The organism is Pelagerythrobacter aerophilus (assembly GCF_003581645.1).
GTDB lineage: Bacteria > Pseudomonadota > Alphaproteobacteria > Sphingomonadales > Sphingomonadaceae > Pelagerythrobacter > Pelagerythrobacter aerophilus.
Genome location: NZ_QXFK01000018.1, coordinates 232,501 through 251,427 on the forward strand (window position 1 = coordinate 232,501; position 18,927 = coordinate 251,427).

The 18,927-nt window shown below is 66.3% G+C and carries 19 protein-coding genes (1 of these 19 only partly in view); 12 read left to right on the forward strand and 7 right to left on the reverse strand.

The window, feature by feature from the left end:
• The 3 genes from D2V04_RS11885 to D2V04_RS11895 all read left to right on the forward strand — a co-directional run.
• Positions 1–310: the 3' portion of a lipopolysaccharide biosynthesis protein gene (locus D2V04_RS11885; protein ID WP_119513898.1), read on the forward strand. The gene continues 1,217 nt to the left of window position 1, outside the view; the window shows 310 of its 1,527 coding nt (coding positions 1,218–1,527); its start codon lies beyond the left edge, outside the window; the stop codon is at positions 308–310.
• A gap of 86 nt (positions 311–396) precedes the next feature.
• A complete protein-coding gene (locus tag D2V04_RS11890) occupies positions 397–1,398 on the forward strand; it encodes a retroviral-like aspartic protease family protein (RefSeq protein WP_228766407.1) in 1,002 nt (333 codons plus the stop codon).
• A 50-nt stretch (positions 1,399–1,448) separates the two neighbouring features.
• On the forward strand, positions 1,449–3,263 hold the full coding sequence (locus tag D2V04_RS11895) for an ABCB family ABC transporter ATP-binding protein/permease (protein ID WP_119513899.1): 1,815 nt from the start codon (positions 1,449–1,451) through the stop codon (positions 3,261–3,263).
• A 49-nt stretch (positions 3,264–3,312) separates the two neighbouring features.
• Here the strand turns inward: D2V04_RS11895 and D2V04_RS11900 are convergent, their stop codons facing one another.
• From D2V04_RS11900 to D2V04_RS11915, 4 genes are all read right to left on the reverse strand, one after another.
• Positions 3,313–3,708 carry a GFA family protein gene (locus D2V04_RS11900; protein WP_119513900.1) on the reverse strand — a complete coding sequence of 132 codons (396 nt, stop codon included), beginning with the start codon at positions 3,706–3,708 and terminating at the stop codon, positions 3,313–3,315.
• A gap of 51 nt (positions 3,709–3,759) precedes the next feature.
• A complete protein-coding gene (hslU, locus tag D2V04_RS11905; RefSeq protein WP_119513901.1) occupies positions 3,760–5,061 on the reverse strand; it encodes an ATP-dependent protease ATPase subunit HslU in 1,302 nt (433 codons plus the stop codon).
• 92 nt (positions 5,062–5,153) lie between these two features.
• Positions 5,154–5,714, reverse strand: a complete 561-nt coding sequence (gene hslV / locus D2V04_RS11910) for an ATP-dependent protease subunit HslV (RefSeq protein ID WP_119513902.1) — start codon at positions 5,712–5,714, stop codon at positions 5,154–5,156.
• Positions 5,715–5,775: 61 nt separating this feature from the next.
• Positions 5,776–6,252 carry an outer membrane protein assembly factor BamE gene (locus D2V04_RS11915; RefSeq protein WP_182849745.1) on the reverse strand — a complete coding sequence of 159 codons (477 nt, stop codon included), beginning with the start codon at positions 6,250–6,252 and terminating at the stop codon, positions 5,776–5,778.
• Positions 6,253–6,442: 190 nt separating this feature from the next.
• Here D2V04_RS11915 and D2V04_RS11920 point away from each other — a divergent pair, with 190 nt between their 5' ends.
• The 3 genes from D2V04_RS11920 to D2V04_RS11930 all read left to right on the forward strand — a co-directional run bounded on the left by D2V04_RS11920 (position 6,443) and on the right by D2V04_RS11930 (position 8,218).
• Entirely contained in the window at positions 6,443–6,961 is a 519-nt protein-coding gene (locus tag D2V04_RS11920; RefSeq protein ID WP_119513903.1) for a ubiquinol-cytochrome C chaperone family protein, read from the forward strand.
• Entirely contained in the window at positions 6,958–7,473 is a 516-nt protein-coding gene (locus D2V04_RS11925; protein ID WP_119513904.1) for a YceD family protein, read from the forward strand. The genes D2V04_RS11920 and D2V04_RS11925 overlap by 4 nt, the downstream gene beginning before the upstream one ends.
• A 175-nt stretch (positions 7,474–7,648) precedes the next feature.
• Positions 7,649–8,218, forward strand: a complete 570-nt coding sequence (locus D2V04_RS11930; RefSeq protein ID WP_119513905.1) for a hypothetical protein — start codon at positions 7,649–7,651, stop codon at positions 8,216–8,218.
• 192 nt (positions 8,219–8,410) lie between these two features.
• On the opposite strand, the gene D2V04_RS11935 is transcribed toward D2V04_RS11930, so the two are convergent.
• Complete coding sequence (locus tag D2V04_RS11935) at positions 8,411–9,034, reverse strand: TetR/AcrR family transcriptional regulator (RefSeq protein ID WP_119513906.1); 624 nt, start codon at positions 9,032–9,034, stop codon at positions 8,411–8,413.
• 102 nt (positions 9,035–9,136) lie between these two features.
• Between D2V04_RS11935 and D2V04_RS11940 the strand changes: the two genes are divergently transcribed.
• Entirely contained in the window at positions 9,137–11,524 is a 2,388-nt protein-coding gene (locus D2V04_RS11940) for a TonB-dependent receptor (RefSeq protein ID WP_119513907.1), read from the forward strand.
• Between the two features lie 5 nt (positions 11,525–11,529).
• On the opposite strand, the gene D2V04_RS11945 is transcribed toward D2V04_RS11940, so the two are convergent.
• Positions 11,530–12,837 (reverse strand): sulfotransferase family protein, encoded by a 1,308-nt coding sequence (locus D2V04_RS11945; protein ID WP_228766408.1) that lies wholly within the window; start codon positions 12,835–12,837, stop codon positions 11,530–11,532.
• 134 nt (positions 12,838–12,971) lie between these two features.
• Here D2V04_RS11945 and serS point away from each other — a divergent pair, with 134 nt between their 5' ends.
• The 4 genes from serS (at position 12,972) to D2V04_RS11965 (ending at position 16,961) form a co-directional block, all read left to right on the forward strand.
• A complete protein-coding gene (gene serS, locus D2V04_RS11950) occupies positions 12,972–14,252 on the forward strand; it encodes a serine--tRNA ligase (protein WP_119513908.1) in 1,281 nt (426 codons plus the stop codon).
• A gap of 98 nt (positions 14,253–14,350) precedes the next feature.
• Positions 14,351–15,115 carry a 5'/3'-nucleotidase SurE gene (gene surE, locus D2V04_RS11955; protein WP_119513909.1) on the forward strand — a complete coding sequence of 255 codons (765 nt, stop codon included), beginning with the start codon at positions 14,351–14,353 and terminating at the stop codon, positions 15,113–15,115.
• Positions 15,112–15,891 carry a M23 family metallopeptidase gene (locus tag D2V04_RS11960; RefSeq protein WP_119513910.1) on the forward strand — a complete coding sequence of 260 codons (780 nt, stop codon included), beginning with the start codon at positions 15,112–15,114 and terminating at the stop codon, positions 15,889–15,891. Before surE ends, D2V04_RS11960 begins: the two co-directional genes overlap by 4 nt.
• Before the next feature lie 5 nt (positions 15,892–15,896).
• A complete protein-coding gene (locus D2V04_RS11965) occupies positions 15,897–16,961 on the forward strand; it encodes a potassium channel family protein (RefSeq protein ID WP_228766451.1) in 1,065 nt (354 codons plus the stop codon).
• Here D2V04_RS11965 and D2V04_RS11970 read toward each other — a convergent pair.
• Positions 16,958–17,359, reverse strand: a complete 402-nt coding sequence (locus D2V04_RS11970; RefSeq protein ID WP_228766452.1) for a DUF1761 domain-containing protein — start codon at positions 17,357–17,359, stop codon at positions 16,958–16,960. The two genes, D2V04_RS11965 and D2V04_RS11970, sit on opposite strands and share 4 nt — an antisense overlap.
• Before the next feature lie 79 nt (positions 17,360–17,438).
• Here D2V04_RS11970 and rimO point away from each other — a divergent pair, with 79 nt between their 5' ends.
• Positions 17,439–18,815 (forward strand): 30S ribosomal protein S12 methylthiotransferase RimO, encoded by a 1,377-nt coding sequence (rimO, locus tag D2V04_RS11975; protein WP_119513912.1) that lies wholly within the window; start codon positions 17,439–17,441, stop codon positions 18,813–18,815.
• Positions 18,816–18,927 lie beyond the last annotated feature (112 nt).

Genomic DNA, 18,927 nt, shown 5'->3' on the forward strand with positions numbered 1-18,927 from the left:
GCTGGCGATTACGCTGGCGCTAACACTGCCCGCGATCGGCGTCCGTCTGCGCGACCTGCTTGCCGCCGTTGCGCCAGCCGCCGTCGCTTGCGCGCTGATGGCCGTGGCGGTGCTGGCGATGCGCGGTTCGGTCACTGGCTGGTATCCGATCGCGCAGCTTGCCGCACTGGGGGTGGCCGGGGCCGTCACCTATATGTTGACACTCTGGTTCGTCTGGCCGGGCGTCGTACGCGATGCCTGGGCGATGCTGCGCCGCCAGCCTGCAGCCGTTCCCGAGCCGACCGCTTCGCTCGGTGCCACGCACGCCTGACCAGAGCCGGCCGACCGCCGAACGATCATTGGTAGGGTGAACGCCTTGTGGTATGCTGTGCACGATCTGTCGAACAGGAGATCGTCATGTCGCTCCTAGTTTTCGCTGCCGGCGCGCTGATCCAGATATCGACGCCCGAGCCCGCCGAGCCGCCGGCGCCCGTGCCAACAACAGTGCCCGCGCCCGCACCGGTCGACTCGTCGGCGTTGCTCGATAAGATGGCCGGCGCCGCGGGCGAGACCATCGAGAGCATGACCGACCGCTATCAGCGCATGACGGTGCCGGTGACGATCGAGGGCCAAGGCCCATTCCGCTTCATGATCGATACCGGCGCGCAAGCGACGGTCGTCACCCGCGGGCTCAGCGACAGGCTCGGGCTCAAGCCGCTTGGCAATGCCACCGTGGTCGGCATGGCGAGTGCGCAGCAGGTCCAGCTGGTCGAACTCAACGGCCTGGAATTCGCCGCGCGCACGTTCGACAACCTCCACGCTCCGCTGCTCGAGGCGCAGCATATCGGCGCGGACGGCATTATCGGCCTCGACAGCCTGCAGGACCTGCGCGTGCTGATCGACTTTCGCGAGGGCACAATCGCGGTCGACGATGCCGAGGCCCTGGGCGGCAACCGCGGCTACGAGATCGTGGTACGCGCGCGGCACAAGCTCGGCCGGCTGATCATCGCCGATGCGCGGATCGACGGGATAAAGACCGCGGTGGTGATCGACACCGGCGCGCAGGGCAATCTCGGCAATCGCGAACTGCAGGAGCGGCTGCGGGCGAAGAAGCTGGAGCAGGTGCGGTCTACCGACGTCCACGGGGTCGATCTTGTCGGCGATCTCGATTTCATCGATGCGGTCAAGATCGACGAGTTCGTGATCCAGAATCTGCCGGTCGCTTTCGCGGAGGGCCCCGCGTTCGCCGCGCTGGGGCTCGACCGGAAGCCGGCCCTGATCCTGGGCATGCGCGATCTGCGGCTGTTCGACCGGGTGGCGATCGACTTCGAATCGCGGACGGTGCTGTTCGACATGCCGCGCGGGTATGCCTCAGGTAACCGCGGAATGCGCTTCGGCGGAATCCCGAGCCGCTTCTAGCCAGCCCCGTCCATTGCACCGGCCGAGTCGCGTCGCCACATAGGCGCGCGATGCCGCCCGACACGCCCTCCCCCGCCCCCGCCAATCACGACGGGTGGGCGACGATCCGGCGCTTCCTCCCTTATCTCTGGCCGCGAGACAACGCCGCGCTCAGGCGGCGGATCGTGTTCGCCCTGCTGCTGGTGCTGGCCGCCAAGGCCGTCACCCTCGCCCTCCCCTATGCCTACAAGCGCGCAGTCGACGCGATGACGACGCCGGCGAACGAGACGGCAATGGTGGCGATCGCCTTCGTCCTCGCCTACGCGGCGGGCCGCTTCGCTTCGGTCGGGTTCGACAACGCCCGCAATATCGCGTTCGAGCGCGTCGGCCAGGAAGCGACCCGGCATCTCGCCGAGGATACCTTCGCCCGGCTCCACCGCCTCTCGCTGCGCTTCCATCTCTCGCGTCGCACGGGCGAAGTGACCAAGACGGTCGAGCGCGGGACCAAGAGCATCGATTCGATGCTCTACTTTCTCCTGTTCAACATCGCGCCGACCGTGATCGAGCTGCTTGCGGTGGCGGTGATCTTCTACCTCAACTTCGGCTGGGGTCTCGTGCTCGCAACGGCGATGACGGTGACGGCCTATGTCGCGGTGACCCGCTGGATCACCGAATGGCGCACCAAGCTGCGCAAGGAAATGAACGACCTCGACGGCCTGGCGCTCTCGCGCGCGGTCGATTCACTCCTCAACTACGAGACGGTGAAGTACTTCGGCGCGGAAGGGCGGGAGCGCGAGCGCTACGGCCGCGCCGCGCGCGCCTATGCCGAAGCGGCAATCCGCAGCGAGAACTCGCTCGGCCTGCTCAACGTCGCCCAGTCGCTCATCACCAATCTGCTGATGGCGGGTGCGATGGCCTACACCGTCTGGGGCTGGAGCCGCGGGGAGTTGACCACCGGCGACCTCGTTTTCGTCAACACCTACCTTACCCAGCTCTTCCGTCCGCTGGACATGCTCGGCTGGGTTTACCGCACGGTGCGCCAGGGCCTGATCGACATGGCCGCTATGTTCGAGTTGATCGACACCCAGGCGGAAGTCGAGGACGCACCGGGCGCCCCCGCGCTCGTCGTGCGCCGGCCGAGCGTCGCGTTCGAGGATGTCGTGTTCGGCTACGAGCCCGAGCGGACGATCCTCCACGGCCTTAGCTTCGAAGTGCCCGCCGGCGCGCATGTCGCGATCGTCGGCCCCTCGGGCGCGGGCAAGTCGACGATCGCGCGGCTGCTGTTCCGCTTCTACGATCCCTGGTCCGGCCGCATTCTGATCGACGGGCAAGACATCGCCCAGGTGACCCAGGCCTCTTTGCGCGCGGCGATCGGAATCGTCCCGCAGGACAGCGTGCTGTTCAACGACACGATCGGCTACAACATCGCCTATGGCCGCGATGGCGCGACGCACGAGGATATCGTGCGGGCCGCGAAGGATGCCGCGATCATGCCGCTCGTCGAGCGCCTGCCCGACAGGTTCGAAACCGAAGTGGGCGAGCGCGGACTGAAGCTCTCAGGCGGAGAGAAGCAGCGCGTCGCGATCGCGCGGACGCTGGTCAAGAACCCGCCGATCCTGTTGCTCGACGAGGCGACCAGCGCGCTCGATTCGCGCACCGAGCAGGACATTCTCGCCACGCTCCATCGGGTGAGTGAGAACCGCACCAGCCTGTCGATCGCCCACCGCCTCTCGACCATTGCCGATGCCGACGAGATCCTAGTGATGGAACACGGCCGCCTCGCCGAACGCGGCAGCCACGCTGCGCTGCTGCGCGCGGATGGGCTCTACGCCGAGATGTGGCGCCGTCAGCAGGCGGAGAGCGAAGTGAGCGAAGCGGCGGAGTAGCCCAACAAGATCCGCCCCATTTTGCGCGAGCACAAATGATTAGGAGGATTCAACCAGGATACCGCTCGAACCGCGGCAGTTCACCCAGCGATGCCTCCCACGGTAGTTCGTCCGCGACCTGCACGTGAATCTGCGGCGGATAGTTCTCCGGATCGTCGAGCGTCGCGGTCTGGATGTCGACCAGCCCCGGCAGGGCTTTCTCGTTCACGTAATAGAGACCGGTGCCGCAGGTGCCGCAGAAATAGCGCTCGGCATCGGCGGAGGAGCGGTACAGCGCAGGCTCGCCCTCTACGATCGTGAACTCATCGCTCGCGACCGCCATCCAGGCGACGCCGGCCGCGCCGGCGCAGCGGCGGCAGTCCTCGCAATGGCAGACCGAAACGTGCTTCGGCTCGCCGTCGACCCGATAGCGCACCGCACCGCAATGACATCTGCCGCCCGTCATCACATTTCTCCCTCGATTCGATAGAGAGAACATATCGGGTACGGCGTTGCGCTACAAGATGTACTTCGACAGATCGCTATCGGCGGAAAGGTCGTCGAGCCGCTCGCGAACATACGCAGCATCGATCGTCACCGTCTCACCCTGGCGGTCCTCGGCCTCGAAGCTCAGCTCCTCGAGCAACTTCTCCATGACCGTCTGCAGACGGCGCGCGCCGATGTTCTCGATGCTCTCGTTCACCCGGGCGGCAATCCGGGCGATCTCGCTGACGGCATCGTCGCCGAGCTCGAGCGTGACCTTCTCGGTGCCGAGCAGCGCCTTGTACTGCGCGACGAGATTGGCGCGCGTCTCCGACAGAATGCGCACGAAGTCCTCCTCGGTCAGCGCGCGCAGTTCGACCCGGATCGGCAGACGGCCCTGGAGCTCGGGCAGCATGTCCGACGGCTTGGCCAGGTGGAACGCGCCACTGGCGATGAACAGCACGTGGTCGGTCTTCATCGGCCCGTACTTGGTTGACACCGTGGTGCCCTCGATCAGCGGCAGCAAGTCGCGTTGCACGCCCTCGCGGCTGACCGAACCGCCGCGCACGTCGGAGACCGCGATCTTGTCGATCTCGTCGAGGAACACGATGCCATTAGTCTCGGCGTTCTCGAGCGCGACCCGGGCGACATCGTCCTGGTCCATGCGCTTTTCGGCTTCTTCCTCGACCAGCTTGTCCCAAGCGTCGGGCACCTTGAGCTTGCGCCGCTTCATCGGCGTCTTGCCCATCGCCTTGCCGAGCATGTCGGACAGATTGATCATGCCGACGTTGCCGCCCATGCCGCCGAGGTCGAAGGGCATCTGCGGCGCCTCCTCCACCTCGATCTCGACTTCGACGTCGTTCATCGCGTTCTGGACGATCCGCTCGCGGAACGATTCGCGGGTCGCCTCGCTGGCGTTCTCGCCGACGAGGGCCTTGAGCAGCCGGTCCATCGCCGCCTTGCTCGCCGCCTCGCGCACCGCTTCGCGGCGGCGGTCCTTCTCCAGCCGGATCGCTTCTTCGACCAGATCGCGCGCGATCTGCTCGACGTCGCGCCCGACATAGCCGACTTCGGTGAACTTGGTCGCCTCGACCTTCACGAACGGCGCATCGGCCAGCTTGGCCAGGCGGCGGCTGATCTCGGTCTTGCCGCAGCCGGTCGGGCCGATCATCAGGATGTTCTTCGGCGTCACCTCGTCGCGCAGGTCGGGCGAGAGTCGCTGGCGGCGCCAGCGATTGCGCAGCGCCACGGCGACGGCACGCTTGGCTTCCTTCTGCCCGATGATGTGCTCGTCGAGAGCGGCGACGATCGCTTTGGGGGTAAGTGCTTCGTTCATTGTCTTCCGTCGTCATCCCAGTGAAAGCTGGGATTGGGTTGGGCTTGGCGCGAAATGGGAAGCGATCCCAGCGTTCGCTGGGATGGCACCTACTAAACCGTCTCCACCGTCACATTGCCGTTGGTAAACACACAGATGTCGGCCGCGACCGCCATCGCCTTGCGCGCGATCTGCTCTGCGTCGTTCTCGTAAGCGTCGAGCGCGCGCGCGGCGGCGAGTGCGTAGTTGCCGCCGGAACCGATCGCGGCGATTCCCGCCTCGGGCTCCAGCACGTCGCCATTACCGGTCAGCACGAGCAGGGCGTCCTTGTCGGCCACGATCATCAGCGCTTCGAGATTGCGGAGGTACTTGTCGGTCCGCCAGTCCTTGGCGAGCTCGACCGCGGCGCGCATGAGCTGGCCGCTATACTGCTCCAGCTTCTTCTCCAGCCGTTCGAACAGGGTGAAGGCGTCGGCCGTCGCGCCGGCGAAACCGGCGACCACCGAGCCATCCTTGCCGATGCGGCGGACTTTGCGCGCATTGGGCTTCATCACGGTGTTGCCCATGGAGACCTGACCGTCGCCGGCGATGACGGTCTTGCCGTTCTTGCTGACCCCGATGATGGTGGTCCCGTGCCACTGGATCAGGCCGTGGCTCGCCGCGTTCTCGTCCATGCCGCGCGATATGGGGTGGCGCGCGCGGCGGTCAAGGAATGTGGGTGCGCCGGGGATCGGCTCAGACGCCGGGTCCGCCCGGCCCCGCACCGCCGCCGACGCCCGGCGTGCCGACCTGGCCGATGTTGCCGAACAGGTCCTCGAAGAACCCGCGCTCGCGGCCCAGCGTCGGCGTCTCGGCGCCGTCGGGGCTGAGGTACACGACGTCTTCCAGCCCGGACTGCTCGGTCGCGACGACGTTGCCCGAAGCATCGAACTTCACCGCGAGAACCGAATGCTCGCGGATCGTCGGACGTACGAACGGCCGGCGGCCGGTGGTGCTGGAAACGTAATACCAGGTCTCATTACCGAACTGGCTGGTGAAGCTCGGCCGGCCGAGGGTGGCCGCGACCGAACGTTCGTTGTCGATGCCGGGCTGGATGGCGGAGACGAGTGTCCTATCCTGAATGTAGCCACGATTCTCGCGGATCGCGCTGCACCCGCCCAGGGCCAGCGCCGCTACGACCGCCGCCATGCCCAAAGCCTTACCTGCCTGCATCGAGAAACCTTCCGAAATCGGCGCACACGCCTTTTGCCAGGCGCGGCGAAATCTTCTATCGGCGCGAGCCTTACGGCGATGCGCGCGTGCTTGCAACTTTGCCGCTTGCGCGCTGTGCGGCGGCGGGGTTGAATTGCCCCTGAACATCGAACCGAACACCTGACGAACTCCGGGACGAACACCAACGGCCATGTCACTGCTTGCGAAGATTTTCGGTCGGCAGACCGACCCCAAGGACCGGTTCGTGCCGCTATGGCGCGCGGTCGTCGGCATCGCGCGCGAGCCGCAATGGTACGCCGACTGCGGCGTCGCCGACACGCAGGAAGGGCGCTTCGACATGCTCTCCACCGTGCTCGCAGCGGTGATCGTGCGCATGGAGCGCGACGAAGGGCTGCGCGCGCAGGCGGCGCTGCTGACCGAGCTGTTCGTCGAGGACATCGAGGGCCAGCTCCGCCAGCAGGGGATCGGTGATCCGACGCTCGGCAAGCGCATGGGCAAGCTGATGAGCGCGCTCGGCGGCCGCATCGGCGCGTACCGCGCGGGGCTCGCGGACGCTGGGGATACGGCGCTTACCGACGCGGTAATCCGCAACGTCACTTTCGGTGACGGCGGAAGCCCGGCCTGCGTCGCCGGGCGGTTGCGCGCGCTCCACCGCACGTTGCAGGACACCGCGGACGAGGCGCTGCTGCGAGCGGAGATCGCACGATGAGCAAGAGCGAGCTGTCCCGCCTCATCAAGCTGCGCCAGATCGACGCTCGTCCCATCCGGATCGAGGCGAGTGCGGAGGAACGCGCGGCGCTCGCCGAGCGGTTCGGGATCGTTGCGGTGAAGCGGCTCGCGGCCGACATCACGCTGGAGCGCGAAGGTGAAGAGGTCGCGGTATCGGGCCGCCTCGAAGCGGACATCGTCCAAGCATGCGGCGTTTCGGGCGAGGACTTCCCCGTCAGGATCGACGAGCCGATCGCCCTGCGCTTCGTCCCCGAAGTGGCGCGCAGCGTGCCGGACGAGGAAATCGAGCTCGAGGAAAGCGAGCTGGATGAAATCGAGTACACCGGCGACGCCTTCGACCTCGGCGAGGCGGTGGCGCAGTCGCTCGGTCTCGCCATCGATCCTTACGCGACCGGCCCGAACGCCGATACCGTACGCAGGGAAGCCGGCCTCCTGGAAGAAGGCGCCACCGGGCCGCTGGCGGAGGCGCTCAGGGCGCTGAAGAGGGACTAGGCAGCCCGCCGTTGCGGTCATTGGTCCATCGGCAACGGCATCCCTCGTGCTTCCCGCATGATTCGTTCGGTTTATCGCGTAAAGAGGCCTGCTCGTCCGAAAGTGCGTTCAAAGCGCCCGATTGTCCTGCCTCAAGAGGGCCGACAAGCTTGCTCGGCAGGAGGGAACGGCAGGAATGGACAAGTCGAAGATCACCGTAACAACCGCGCTTCTCGCAGCGGCAGCATTCATCATTTTTCTGTTCGTCGGATTTTCGATCGGCAGCGGCGGCAGTCCGCTGCTCGTCGTTCTGGCGCTGGCGAGCGTGGGCGCGCTCATTTACTTCTTCGTGTCGGGCAACAAGAAGGAAGTGGTGCTCGACGATGCTGCGCTGGCCGATGCGCGGCGCATGCAGGCTCCCTCCGGCATGGCCCGGCTCTATATCGTCCGCCAAGGCTTCGTTGGCGGTCAGCAAGGGATGGACGTGGCAATTGGCGAGACATATCGCGGCCAGATCAAATCGGGCCGCGCATTGGTTGCCGATCTCCCCCCGGGCCCGCACGCCCTGTCGGTACGCATGGCGCGGGGCGGCGATAAATCGAATGCCTCGCTGGCCCTCGATCTTGCGGCCGATAGCGTCACTGTCGTGAAGGCGACATCGAGCATGGGAACCACGACCGCAGCCCTTCAACTGTCGGTGATGACCGACATGAGCGCTGCAAGAGCGGATCTGGACAAGGCGCGCTTTCTGGCCTGGCATTCATAAGGATACCCTCAGGTACCGATGGACCTGGCCGGAGCCATGCGCCGCATCGGCGCGGCCCTCGTTCCTCTTCCGAGCCTCCGGCGCCGGGCAGACTCTGCGTCCCCTGTCCCTGCACACCGTCGGAGATAAATTTGGGGCTTCTTGCTTCCACGACACAGAGCCGTCGGTGATCGTGACATCCGGCGACTGGCGTCATCGATCCGCGGCAATGCCTTTCGCGAGCAGATCGCCGGCGATGGCCGCGACGTGCTCGGCAGGCAGGTCTCCCTCGCCCCAGACGGCGTAGCGCAGGCCCAGAAACACGTTCATTCCCATGATCGCCCAGGCATGCGCCTCCTCGAGATCGGCCCGCAGCTCGCCCTTGCGGGCGCCTTCGCGCAGGCGATCGAGGATGCGCGCGCCGGTCGTCTCGTAGTGCTGGCGGTAGCTTTCGGGGTCGACGAACTCGGCTTCGTCGATGATCCGGTAGACTTCCTTGTGCTCGGCGGCGAAGCGCAGAAAGGCGGTGAGCGCGGCGCGCTCACGCTCCAGCGCCGGGGCCGGTTCGGCCAGTGCCTCGCGCGCCGCGACTTTCACCGCCTCGCTCATGTCGCGCACGAGCGCCTGGAAGATCGCCTCCTTCGATTCGAAGTAGGTGTAGAAGCTGCCCAGCGCGGTCCCCGCCCGTGCGGTAATTCCGCTGATCGAGGCTTCGTGGAAGCCGCGCTCCCCGAATTCGACCGCCGCCGCGTCGAGCAGTTTGCGCAACGTGCGCCGTCCGCGCTCCGTACGAGGCTGCTTGGCAGTGTCGGCCGCGGCTGGTGTCCCCGTGTCCATCGATAGCTGGCTAAATGGCGTGACACCGATCCGCAAGAGGAAACTTGAAACCTGGTTCATGTTTCAATATTGAGAGCTCAACGAACAGACAGGAGAGGATCGATGAGGGTCACCAATTCACGCGTTGCAGCGGTGCTGCTCGGCGGCGTGGCGGCTACGGCGGTCATGACGGCCCCTGCGGCGGCGCAGGATGCTTCACCCGCACCGGCCGAAGCCGATCGGGCGGAAGGCGACGGCGTGATCGTGGTGACGGCACGCCGGCGCGAGGAGCAGTTGAACGACGTGCCGGTCGCCGTGACGGCCTTCACCGGCGCCGCGCTGGAGGCCCGCGGCGCGCTCGACATCACCGACGTCTCGAACGTCACGCCGAACACCACGCTCGAGACGTCGCGCGGGACCAATTCCACGCTCAGCGCCTTCATCCGCGGCGTCGGCCAGCAGGATCCGGTGCCCGGTTTCGAGGCGGGCGTCGGCATCTATCTGGACGACGTCTATCTCAACCGTCCGCAGGCTGCGGTGCTCGATATCTACGACGTCGAGCGGATCGAGGTGCTGCGCGGGCCGCAGGGCACGCTCTACGGCCGCAACACCATCGGCGGCGCGGTCAAGTACGTGACCAAGCCTCTGCCGCAGGAGTTCAGCGCCAAGCTGCGCGCGACCTACGGCACTTACGATCAGGCGGAGGGTGTCCTGACCGCCAGCGCCCCGCTGGGCGATCTGGTCCGCATCGGCGGATCGGTCGCTCGCCTCTCTCGCGGCGGGTTTGGGGACAATCTCAACATTCCGGGTGTCGAGAACTACAACAAGGACGTCTGGGCGGCACGCGGCACGTTCGAACTGGGCGGCCACGGCGAGCCGGTGCTGATCCGCATTTCCGGCGATTACACGCGCGACAAGTCCGACCCCCGCAACGGCCACCGCCTGATCCCAGGTATGCTCTCGGGCGCTCCGGTGCTCGAGGACGAGTTCGATACCCGCGCGGGGCTCAACGCACCCGAGCAGGACATCGAGGCTTACGGCCTGGCGATGAACGTCACCGCCGATCTGACCGACAGCCTCACGTTCCGCTCGATCAGCGCCTGGCGCAAGGACGAAAGCTATACGCCGATCGACTTCGACGCCCTGCCCACGGTCGATGTCGACGTGCCGGCGGTCTATCGCAACGAACAGATCAGCCAGGAATTCCAGCTCCTCTACGAGAGCGACCGGCTGCACGGCCTCGTCGGGTTCTACTACCTCGACGCGCGCGCCTACACGAAGTTCGACGTGCTCCTGGCGACGACCGGCGACCTGCTCGGCCTGCCGCCGGGGTTCGGGCAGCAGACGATCGGCGACGTGCGCACCGATACATGGTCGGTATTCGGCGACTTCACCTTCGACGTGACCGATCGGCTGCATCTTTCACTCGGTGGCCGCTACACCGTCGACGATCGCGACAGCTTCATCTTCAAGCAAAACCGCATCAGCGGCGCCGATCCCGAGTTCGGCGGCACCGGCATTCCATTCGGGCTTCCCATTACCGATTTCGAAGGGCAGGCGCGGTTCAAGAAGTTCACGCCGCGCGCGTCGATCTCTTACGATGTGACCGACGACGTGATGGTCTATGCGTCGTACTCGCAGGGCTTCAAGGGCGGCGGCTTCGATCCGCGCGGCAGCGCCAACGCCGGGGCGATCGACGTCAATGGCGACGGCGATTTCAGCTACGACGAAATCTACAACTTCTTCCTGTTCGAGCCGGAAGAGGTCGACAGCTATGAAGTGGGGATCAAGGGCGCAGCGCTGGACGGCGACCTGAATTTCGCGTTGAACGGTTTCTACGCCGACTACACCAACGTCCAGATCCCCGGCTCGATCGGCATCGACGCGGATGGCGACGGCGTGTTCGAGGGATTCTCGGGCGTCACCACCAATGCGGCGTCAGCCACCTTCAAGGGCCTCGAACTGGAGACGTCAGCCAGCTTCGCGCGCGGTTTCGCGGGCGCGGGATCGCGAATGAACTTCGCCGGCACGCTCGGCTACATCGATGCGCAGTACGACGAATTCATCGGCAATCTCGGCACCGACGTTGCCGACATCACCGATATTCAGAACACCCCGACCTGGACCGCTTCGGGCACATTGGGCGCGCTGGTGCCGATCGGCGCGGACGGGGAGCTCAACCTCTCGACCACGCTTTCCTACCGCAGCAAGACGCAGCAGTTCGAGTATCCGAGTCCCTATCTCGATCAGAAAGGCTACGCGCTGTGGGACGCGACCCTGGTCTACAGCTTCGGCGAGGACCGGTACTCGATCGGCCTTCACGGGAAGAACATCCTCGACAAGCGGTACAAGACCTCGGGTTACCAGTTCCTCGTCACCGACCCGGCGACCGGTCTGCCGGTGGTCGGCAACAACGGCCTGCCCACCCCGTCGCTTGGACTGGAGGGTATCGCGACGGTGTTCTACGGCAATCCGCGGCAGGTCTTCGTCACGGCAACGCTGAAGTACTAGGGAGTTCAGCCTCCCGCCGCGCGCACGGTTGCCTGACCGGGGGCCTCCCCCTCGATCGGCACGTCGAACGCGCGTACGTAATCCTCGAGCCGCTCCCGCACATCGCCTTCCGACAGCCCGAATTCGGCGAGGCTGTAGGTGTGCGGGCGGCGCTTCAGCGCGGAGGCACGACGCATGTAGTCCTCCATCGCGGGAAGCGCCGGGCCGATGTCGAGTTCGAGAAAACGGTAGACCCGCTGCATGGTCCCGCGCCAGTCGCGCTCCACTTCATCGTACTGCACGTCGATCATCCGCTCGGGCGGGATCGCAGCGCGCGCGGCGCGCATGCGGTCGATCTGGAGCGCGGTCTTGCGCAGCCATTCGCGCCCCATCCGGGCGGGATCGACGTGGTCCGAATAGATGATCGTCTGGTTCCAGGCGAGCGACGTCGCGCTGCCGACCACCCTGTGCGGATCGCGGTGGGTGAAGATCAGCCGTGCATCGGGAAAGACCTTCAGCAGTGCATCGAGATCGAGCATGTGCTGCGGCGTCTTGAGAATCCACGGTCGGATGGACGAGACCTGCTGCGACCAGCCGACCAGGCGCAGCAGGTTCGCCATATGCCGGTAGGCGGGCACCGCGCTCTCTCCCTCGCACCAGCGGCCGTAGCTCGGCACCTGCCACTGCGCCTCGTGCTTCATGCCCCACATGCTGGCGACGAGCAGGCCGAGTTCCTCTTCGGGCTCATAGGGTCCGGTCGGATGGATCGAGAGTGTCCGGGGGTTCGCAAGCCGGGCGACCTTCATGATCCGGGCGGCCAGGATCGGGCGGAAGTCCTCGCGCCTGCCATCGAGCACGTCCTCGAAATCGGGTCGCGGCACGGGGCTGATCGTCTCGAAACTGCGCATGTGGCTGAAGCGCCGGTCACCCGCGAGCAGGCGGTGCAGACGCGTAGTGCCCGAGCGCATCGGCCCCACGATGACGACCGGTCGCGGCATGGGCCGGGCAAGTATCTCCGGATGCCGCTTGAACCACATCTGCGCCAGCAGCCGGTCGCGCAGGACGTGGTGGAACTGCTTCATCGCGGAGAGGTCGCCAGCCGCATTGAGCTGCGCCTCCCGCTGTACCGCATCGAGGAGCACCTCCATCGGGCGTTCGAACCAGCGGTCGCCGAAATCATCGAGCCCGGTCGCCTCCACCGCCTCTTCCAGCAGATGGTCCTTTTCAAGCCGCGCGGGGGCGACCATGCCCAGCTTGCGTCCGCCGCGGACCGCTGCGTCGAGGATGTCGATGAAGGGAGTTCGCCGCGGGGGCTGGATGCTTTCGTGCTGCAATACTCTCGCCCGAGCTGCGGATTTGACGGCCAGACTGGCTGCCAATCGATCCGTGGGTTGTCTACCCCCGAGCCCCGAAATCCGTTCCCGAAGCCTACTGGAAAAGGGCGCGCGCGTGCGGCATAGGCCGCGCCATGCACGACATCCGCCTGATCCGCGAAAACCCGGAAGCCTTCGACGCCGCACTCGCCCGCAGGGGGGTGGAGCCGGTCGCCGAAAGCCTGCTTGCGCTCGATGCGAAGCGCCGCGCCGTCACCACGCAGATGCAGGAGGCGCAGAGCCGCCGCAACGACGCCTCGAAGGCGATCGGCCAGGCCATGGCCCAGGGGGACAAGGACAAGGCGGAAGCGCTCAAGGCGGAGGTTGCCGAACTCAAGCAGACCCTGCCCGCGCTCGAGGAAGAGGACCGTGCGCTGGCCGCGGAGCTCCAGGACGCCCTCGCGCGCCTGCCCAACCTGCCGGCTGACGACGTCCCGGCCGGCGAGGACGAGAGCGCCAATGTCGAGCTGTCGCAATGGGGCAAGCGGCGCGAATTCGCGTTCGCACCGAAGGAGCATGCCGACCTTGGCCCGGCGCTGGGCATGGATTTCGAGACCGGCGCGAATATTTCAGGCGCGCGCTTCACCTTCCTGCGCGGGGCAATGGCGCGCCTGCATCGGGCGCTCGGCCAGTTCATGCTCGACCGGCAAACCGCCGAGAACGGCTACACCGAATGCGCCCCGCCGCTGCTGGTGCGCGACGAGGCGGCGTTCGGCACCGGACAACTGCCGAAGTTCACCGAGGACCTGTTCCGCACGACCGACGGCCGCTGGCTCATCCCCACCGCCGAGGTCAGCCTGACCAACGCAGTGCGGGAGCAGATTATCGACGAGGCCACGTTCCCGATCCGCATGACCGCTCTCACTCCCTGCTTCCGCTCCGAAGCGGGCGCGGCGGGGAAGGACACGCGCGGCTTCATCCGCCAGCATCAGTTCGAAAAGGTTGAACTCGTCAGCGTCGTTCGCCCGGAGGAGAGCGAGGCCGAGCACGAACGGATGACCGAGTGCGCCGAAGGCGTGCTCCAGGCACTTGGCCTGCCCTACCGCAAGATGCTGCTCTGCGCCGGCGACATGGGGGCGACCGCGCGCAAGACCTACGATCTCGAGGTCTGGCTGCCCGGCCAGGGCGCCTGGCGCGAGATCAGCTCGTGCTCCAACTGCGGCGACTACCAGGCACGGCGGATGAACGCGCGCTACCGGCCCGAAGGTTCGAAGAAGACCGAATTCGTTCACACGCTCAACGGCTCCGGCCTCGCGGTCGGGCGCACGCTGGTGGCGATCCTGGAGAACTATCAGCAGGAAGATGGCTCGGTAGAGGTGCCGGAGGCGCTTCGGCCGTACACGGGCGGCCTGGATCGCCTGGTTCCAAAGCCGTAGTCCGTTCGTGCGAAGGTTGTCCAAGCACCGCTTTTTCTTCTAGCCCTCAGCGGACGCAAGCGCGGCCCTCGGCAAGCTCGGACGAACGGAGTCCAGATTTGAAAATCCTCCTCACCAACGACGACGGCATCTACGCCCCCGGGCTCAAAGTGCTCGAAGAGATCGCGCGCGAGTTCAGCGACGACATCTGGATCTGCTCTCCGCACGAGGAACAGTCGGGCACCGGCCATTCGCTTACCCTCACGCAGCCTGTACGCCTGCGCCGGCATGACGAACGGCGGTTCTCCGTCACCGGCACGCCGACCGACGCAGTGACGATCGGGCTGCGCAAGGTGATGGACGGTCCGCCCGACGTGATCCTGTCCGGCGTCAACCGCGGGGCCAATCTCGGCGACGACATCACATATTCTGGCACGGTCTCCGCGGCGATCGAGGGGGCTCTGGCGGGGATCCGCTCGATCGCGCTCAGCCAGGTCTATGCGCGCGAGGGCATGGGCGACGAGGTACCCTTCGGCGCCGCCCGCGATTGGGGCGCGCGCGTGCTTGCCCCGCTGCTCGACGCGCCGCTTCCGAAGCGCACGCTGGTCAACATCAACTTTCCCGCGCGGCCGCCCGAGGAGGTAAAGGGCATCCGAGTCGTGCGCCAGGGCTTCCACGACTATTCGCGCGGCACCGTAGTCGAGGGACGTGACCCGCGCGGTTACAAGTATTACTGGTTCGGGCTTCAGGCGATCGAGCACACGCTCGATCACGGAACCGATCTGGAGGCGATCGACGAAGGGTATGTCGCGGTGACCCCCTTGCAACTCGACCTCACGCATCACGCGTCGCTCGGCGAGCTCGGCGAGCGCTACACAGGATGAACCGTTTCGTCCTACTCGCGCTCGCACCGCTGCTGATCGCCGCCGGCGATCCGGCAAGCGAAGCGGAGCACGTGGTGAAGGAAGGCGAGACGCTGAACGGGATCGCCAATCGTGCGCGGGTCCCCGCGGCGGTGATCGCGGCGGCCAATGGACTGGCCGAGCCCTACGCCGTGAAAGAGGGCCAGCGGCTCGTGATCCCACGCCAGCGCATCCATGTGGTGGGACCGGGCGAGACCGGGTTCGCGATTGCCATGCGCTACGGCGTGACGTTCGAGAACGTCGCCCTCGCCAATGGGCTCGAGCCGCCCTACAGCATCCGTCTAGGGCAGCGCCTGATCATTCCGGCGGTACTCAAGGTCCCTTCGCTCGCGCCGCCAATGCGAAGCCAGCCTTATTTCCGCCCTCCGCACGACGGCGCGGTCCTGCTCGGCTATGCAGTCCGGCCCGACGGGGGCGGCCACGATGGACTAGACTATGCCGTGACGCCCGGCGACATGGTGCGCGCCTCCGCCAGCGGCACGGTGGTAGAGGCCGCGACCGACGCGCCTCGTTTCGGCAGGCTGGTGGTCATCGACCACGGCAACGGCTGGCATAGCGCATACGGCCACCTCGATCGGGTCACGGTCAAGGTAGGCGACGTGGTCAAGACCGGCGAGCGGATCGGGATCGCCGGTGCATCCGGCGACGCGGAAAGCCCGGAGCTGCACTTCGAGATCCGCCACAACGGCCGCAAGGTCGATCCGTCGGACAAACTGCAGGGTGCGGGCGGCGCGTGAGTCGATTGCGTCTCTCCGAAAAGCTCCCGGGGCGGAAGCGCACGCATCGCGCACCGCATTTTCAGCCATTGCGGCGCGCGCTCAAAGTGCCGGTCTGGGCCGATCTGGGCCTCCGCGTGGGCGCCGCCTTGACGCTGGTTTTCATCGTCGTCCTGATCCACTGGTGGGACCGCGCGGGCCTGGTCGATAATCTCGACGGCGAGGTATCCTTCCTCGACGTCGTCTATTTCACGATGATTTCGATCACGACCACCGGCTTCGGCGATATCGCACCGATCAGCGACCGCGCCCGGCTGGTCGAGGCGGTGATCGTCACGCCGATCCGGTTCCTGGTGATCTTTATATTCATCGGGGCGGCATACGACTTCATCATCAGGCGCAGTTGGGAGAGATGGCGCATGGCCCGCATTCAGGAAACGCTTTCCGGCCATGTCGTGGTCATCGGATTCGGCATATCCGGCTCGGAAGCCGTTGCCGAACTGATCGACCGCGGCACCGACCCACGCCACATCGTGGTAATGGACACCCGCGAGGAGCGCCTGGCCGAAGCCGAATTGCTCGGCTGCAACGTCATGGCGGCCGATGCGACCCGCGACGACAGCCTGATGGCCGTTCGGATCGACAAGGCCGAGACCGTGCTGGTCTCCGCAGGGCGCGACGACGCCTCGATCCTGATCGTACTCACCGTGCGCCATCTTGCACCCGACGTGCCGATCACCGTGGTGGTACGCGCGGCGGACAACGAGTTGCTTGCCCATCAGGCCGGCGCCAACAATGTGATCAACCCGGTGCGCTTCACCGGCCTTCTCCTCGCCGGCAGCGTGCAAGGCATGCACATCGCCGACTACATGGCTGATCTCGCGTCCGTCAGCGGGCGGGTGCACCTCGTCGAGCGCCCGGTCTTGCCCGAAGAAATCGGCAAACCGCTCGACCAGCTAGCGACGGGCGGACGTGGCCTGAGGGTCTATCGCAACGGAGCGGCGCTGGGCTTCTGGGAGACCGAGGCAGGTGCCTTGCAGGCGGGCGATGTGGTGGTCGAGATCCGCCCGACCGCCGAAAAGGACGCCTAACCCAGCAACCAGAACACGCCGCCCATGGCGAGGTAGGCGGCAAGCCAGTACCCGGCGTCGATCATCGCAACGCGGGTCGGCACCCGAATGTGCGAAAAACTGATCCACAGCGCCGGAATCACGAACGCCAGCGCCAACCCGCCCGACATCATGAAGTAGAGCCAAGGCCTGGCGGCCAGGGTCTCCGTCCCGATGCGTGCGAACATGTGCCCCATCATCACCGAGGTCAGCAGCAGCAGCCCACCGGTGATCGCCGCGACTCGTTCGGGGCGCGACCGAGCCAGGATCTTCCCGGGTGCCACTTTGCGCGCCTTGGCAGGCCCGAACAACGGGCCGAACCACGCGAAAGCAAGCAGTCCTGCGGCCAGTGCCGCAACAACAACCGCAATCCAGTTCACCGGACCCAAGACGTTTCTCCTTCGCCTTTTTCTTACACGGTAGCGCAAAGCGCGCGACAGGTGTAGGGCGCGCCGCGCAATGGCTTCCACCCCCTCCACCGCGATTCCCGGCCAGAAGAAGGTCGGCATGGTCAGTCTCGGCTGTCCGAAGGCGCTCGTCGACAGCGAGCGCATCCTCACACGCCTGCGGGCCGACGGCTACGCGATGAGCCCCGACTATGCCGGGGCCGACGTCGTGCTGGTCAACACCTGCGGCTTCCTCGACAGCGCGAAGGAGGAGAGCCTGGCCGCGATCGGAGAGGCGATCGCCGAGAACGGCCGTGTAATCGTGACCGGCTGCATGGGCGAGGAAGCCGACGCGATCCGCGCCGCACATCCCGCCGTCCTCGCGGTCACCGGCGCGCACCAGTACGAGCAGGTGGTCGAGGAAGTGCACCGGGCCGCCCCGCCCAGCCAGGGGCCGTTCGTCGACCTCATTCCCCAGCCCGACGTGAAGCTCACGCCGCGCCACTACAGCTATCTCAAGATTTCCGAGGGCTGCAACCATTCCTGCGCCTTCTGCATCATCCCCCAGCTTCGCGGGAAGCTGGCCAGCCGCCGGATCGACGCGGTGCTGCGGGAGGCGGAGAAGCTCGTCGCGGCGGGCACGAAGGAACTGCTCGTCATCAGCCAGGACACCTCGGCCTACGGCGTCGACATCCGGCACGAGAGCCGCGAATGGCACGGCCGCGAGGTGCGTGCGCACATGACCGACCTCGCCCGTGAGCTCGGCACGCTGCGTACGCCGGATGGCCAGGTGCCCTGGGTCCGCCTGCACTACGTCTATCCCTATCCGCACGTCGATGCGGTGATCCCGCTGATGGCGGAAGGGCTGCTGACGCCTTACCTCGACATCCCGTTCCAGCACGCGAGCCCGAAGGTGCTGAAGGCGATGAAGCGGCCGGCGAACGAGGCGAAAGTACTCGAGCGTCTGAAGTCCTGGCGCGCGATCGCACCCGACATGACCATCCGTTCGAGCTTCGTGGTCGGTTTCCCCGGCGAGACCGAGGAGGACTTCCGCTACCTGCTCGACTGGCTCGAGGAAGCGCAGCTCGACCGCGTCGGCGCGTTCCGCTTCGAGCCGGTCGAAGGCGCGGCGGCCAATGCCCTGCCCGATCCGGTGCCCGAAGAGGTCAAGGAAGAGCGCTACGCCCGGCTGATGGAAGTGACCGAGCGGATCAGCGCGGCCAAGCTTGCGGCCAAGGTCGGCCGCACGCTGCCGGTCATCATCGACGAGGTCGGCGAGCCGGACGAGGACGGCGACATCGGCGCCACGGGCCGCAGCCAGGCCGACGCGCCCGAGATCGACGGCCAGGTCTTCCTGCGCAACGTGCCCGAAACGCTCCGGGCTGGCGACTTCGCCAAGGTGCTGATTGAGGACGCCGACGCACACGATCTGTACGGCGTGTCCGCCTGACCTGTTGACACGTGTGACAGGCCGGAACCGCGGATATCCGCGGTTTTCGGGTGCTACGCCCTTCAAAAGTCACAGCAGGCGCGATCATTGGCTATCACCTCGGTCGCCCTTA

Coding starts and splice junctions, on each gene's coding strand:
- D2V04_RS11930 (WP_119513905.1), top strand. CDS start 7,649: ATGGACAAGTCGAAGATCACCGTAACAACCGCGCTTCTCGCAGCGGCA.
- D2V04_RS11935 (WP_119513906.1), bottom strand. CDS start 9,034: ATGGACACGGGGACACCAGCCGCGGCCGACACTGCCAAGCAGCCTCGT.
- hslV (WP_119513902.1), bottom strand. CDS start 5,714: ATGGACGAGAACGCGGCGAGCCACGGCCTGATCCAGTGGCACGGGACC.
- D2V04_RS11925 (WP_119513904.1), top strand. CDS start 6,958: ATGAGCAAGAGCGAGCTGTCCCGCCTCATCAAGCTGCGCCAGATCGAC.
- D2V04_RS11920 (WP_119513903.1), top strand. CDS start 6,443: ATGTCACTGCTTGCGAAGATTTTCGGTCGGCAGACCGACCCCAAGGAC.
- serS (WP_119513908.1), top strand. CDS start 12,972: ATGCACGACATCCGCCTGATCCGCGAAAACCCGGAAGCCTTCGACGCC.
- D2V04_RS11890 (WP_228766407.1), top strand. CDS start 397: ATGTCGCTCCTAGTTTTCGCTGCCGGCGCGCTGATCCAGATATCGACG.
- rimO (WP_119513912.1), top strand. CDS start 17,439: ATGGCTTCCACCCCCTCCACCGCGATTCCCGGCCAGAAGAAGGTCGGC.
- D2V04_RS11940 (WP_119513907.1), top strand. CDS start 9,137: ATGAGGGTCACCAATTCACGCGTTGCAGCGGTGCTGCTCGGCGGCGTG.
- D2V04_RS11960 (WP_119513910.1), top strand. CDS start 15,112: ATGAACCGTTTCGTCCTACTCGCGCTCGCACCGCTGCTGATCGCCGCC.
- hslU (WP_119513901.1), bottom strand. CDS start 5,061: ATGAACGAAGCACTTACCCCCAAAGCGATCGTCGCCGCTCTCGACGAG.
- D2V04_RS11915 (WP_182849745.1), bottom strand. CDS start 6,252: ATGCAGGCAGGTAAGGCTTTGGGCATGGCGGCGGTCGTAGCGGCGCTG.
- D2V04_RS11895 (WP_119513899.1), top strand. CDS start 1,449: ATGCCGCCCGACACGCCCTCCCCCGCCCCCGCCAATCACGACGGGTGG.
- D2V04_RS11900 (WP_119513900.1), bottom strand. CDS start 3,708: ATGACGGGCGGCAGATGTCATTGCGGTGCGGTGCGCTATCGGGTCGAC.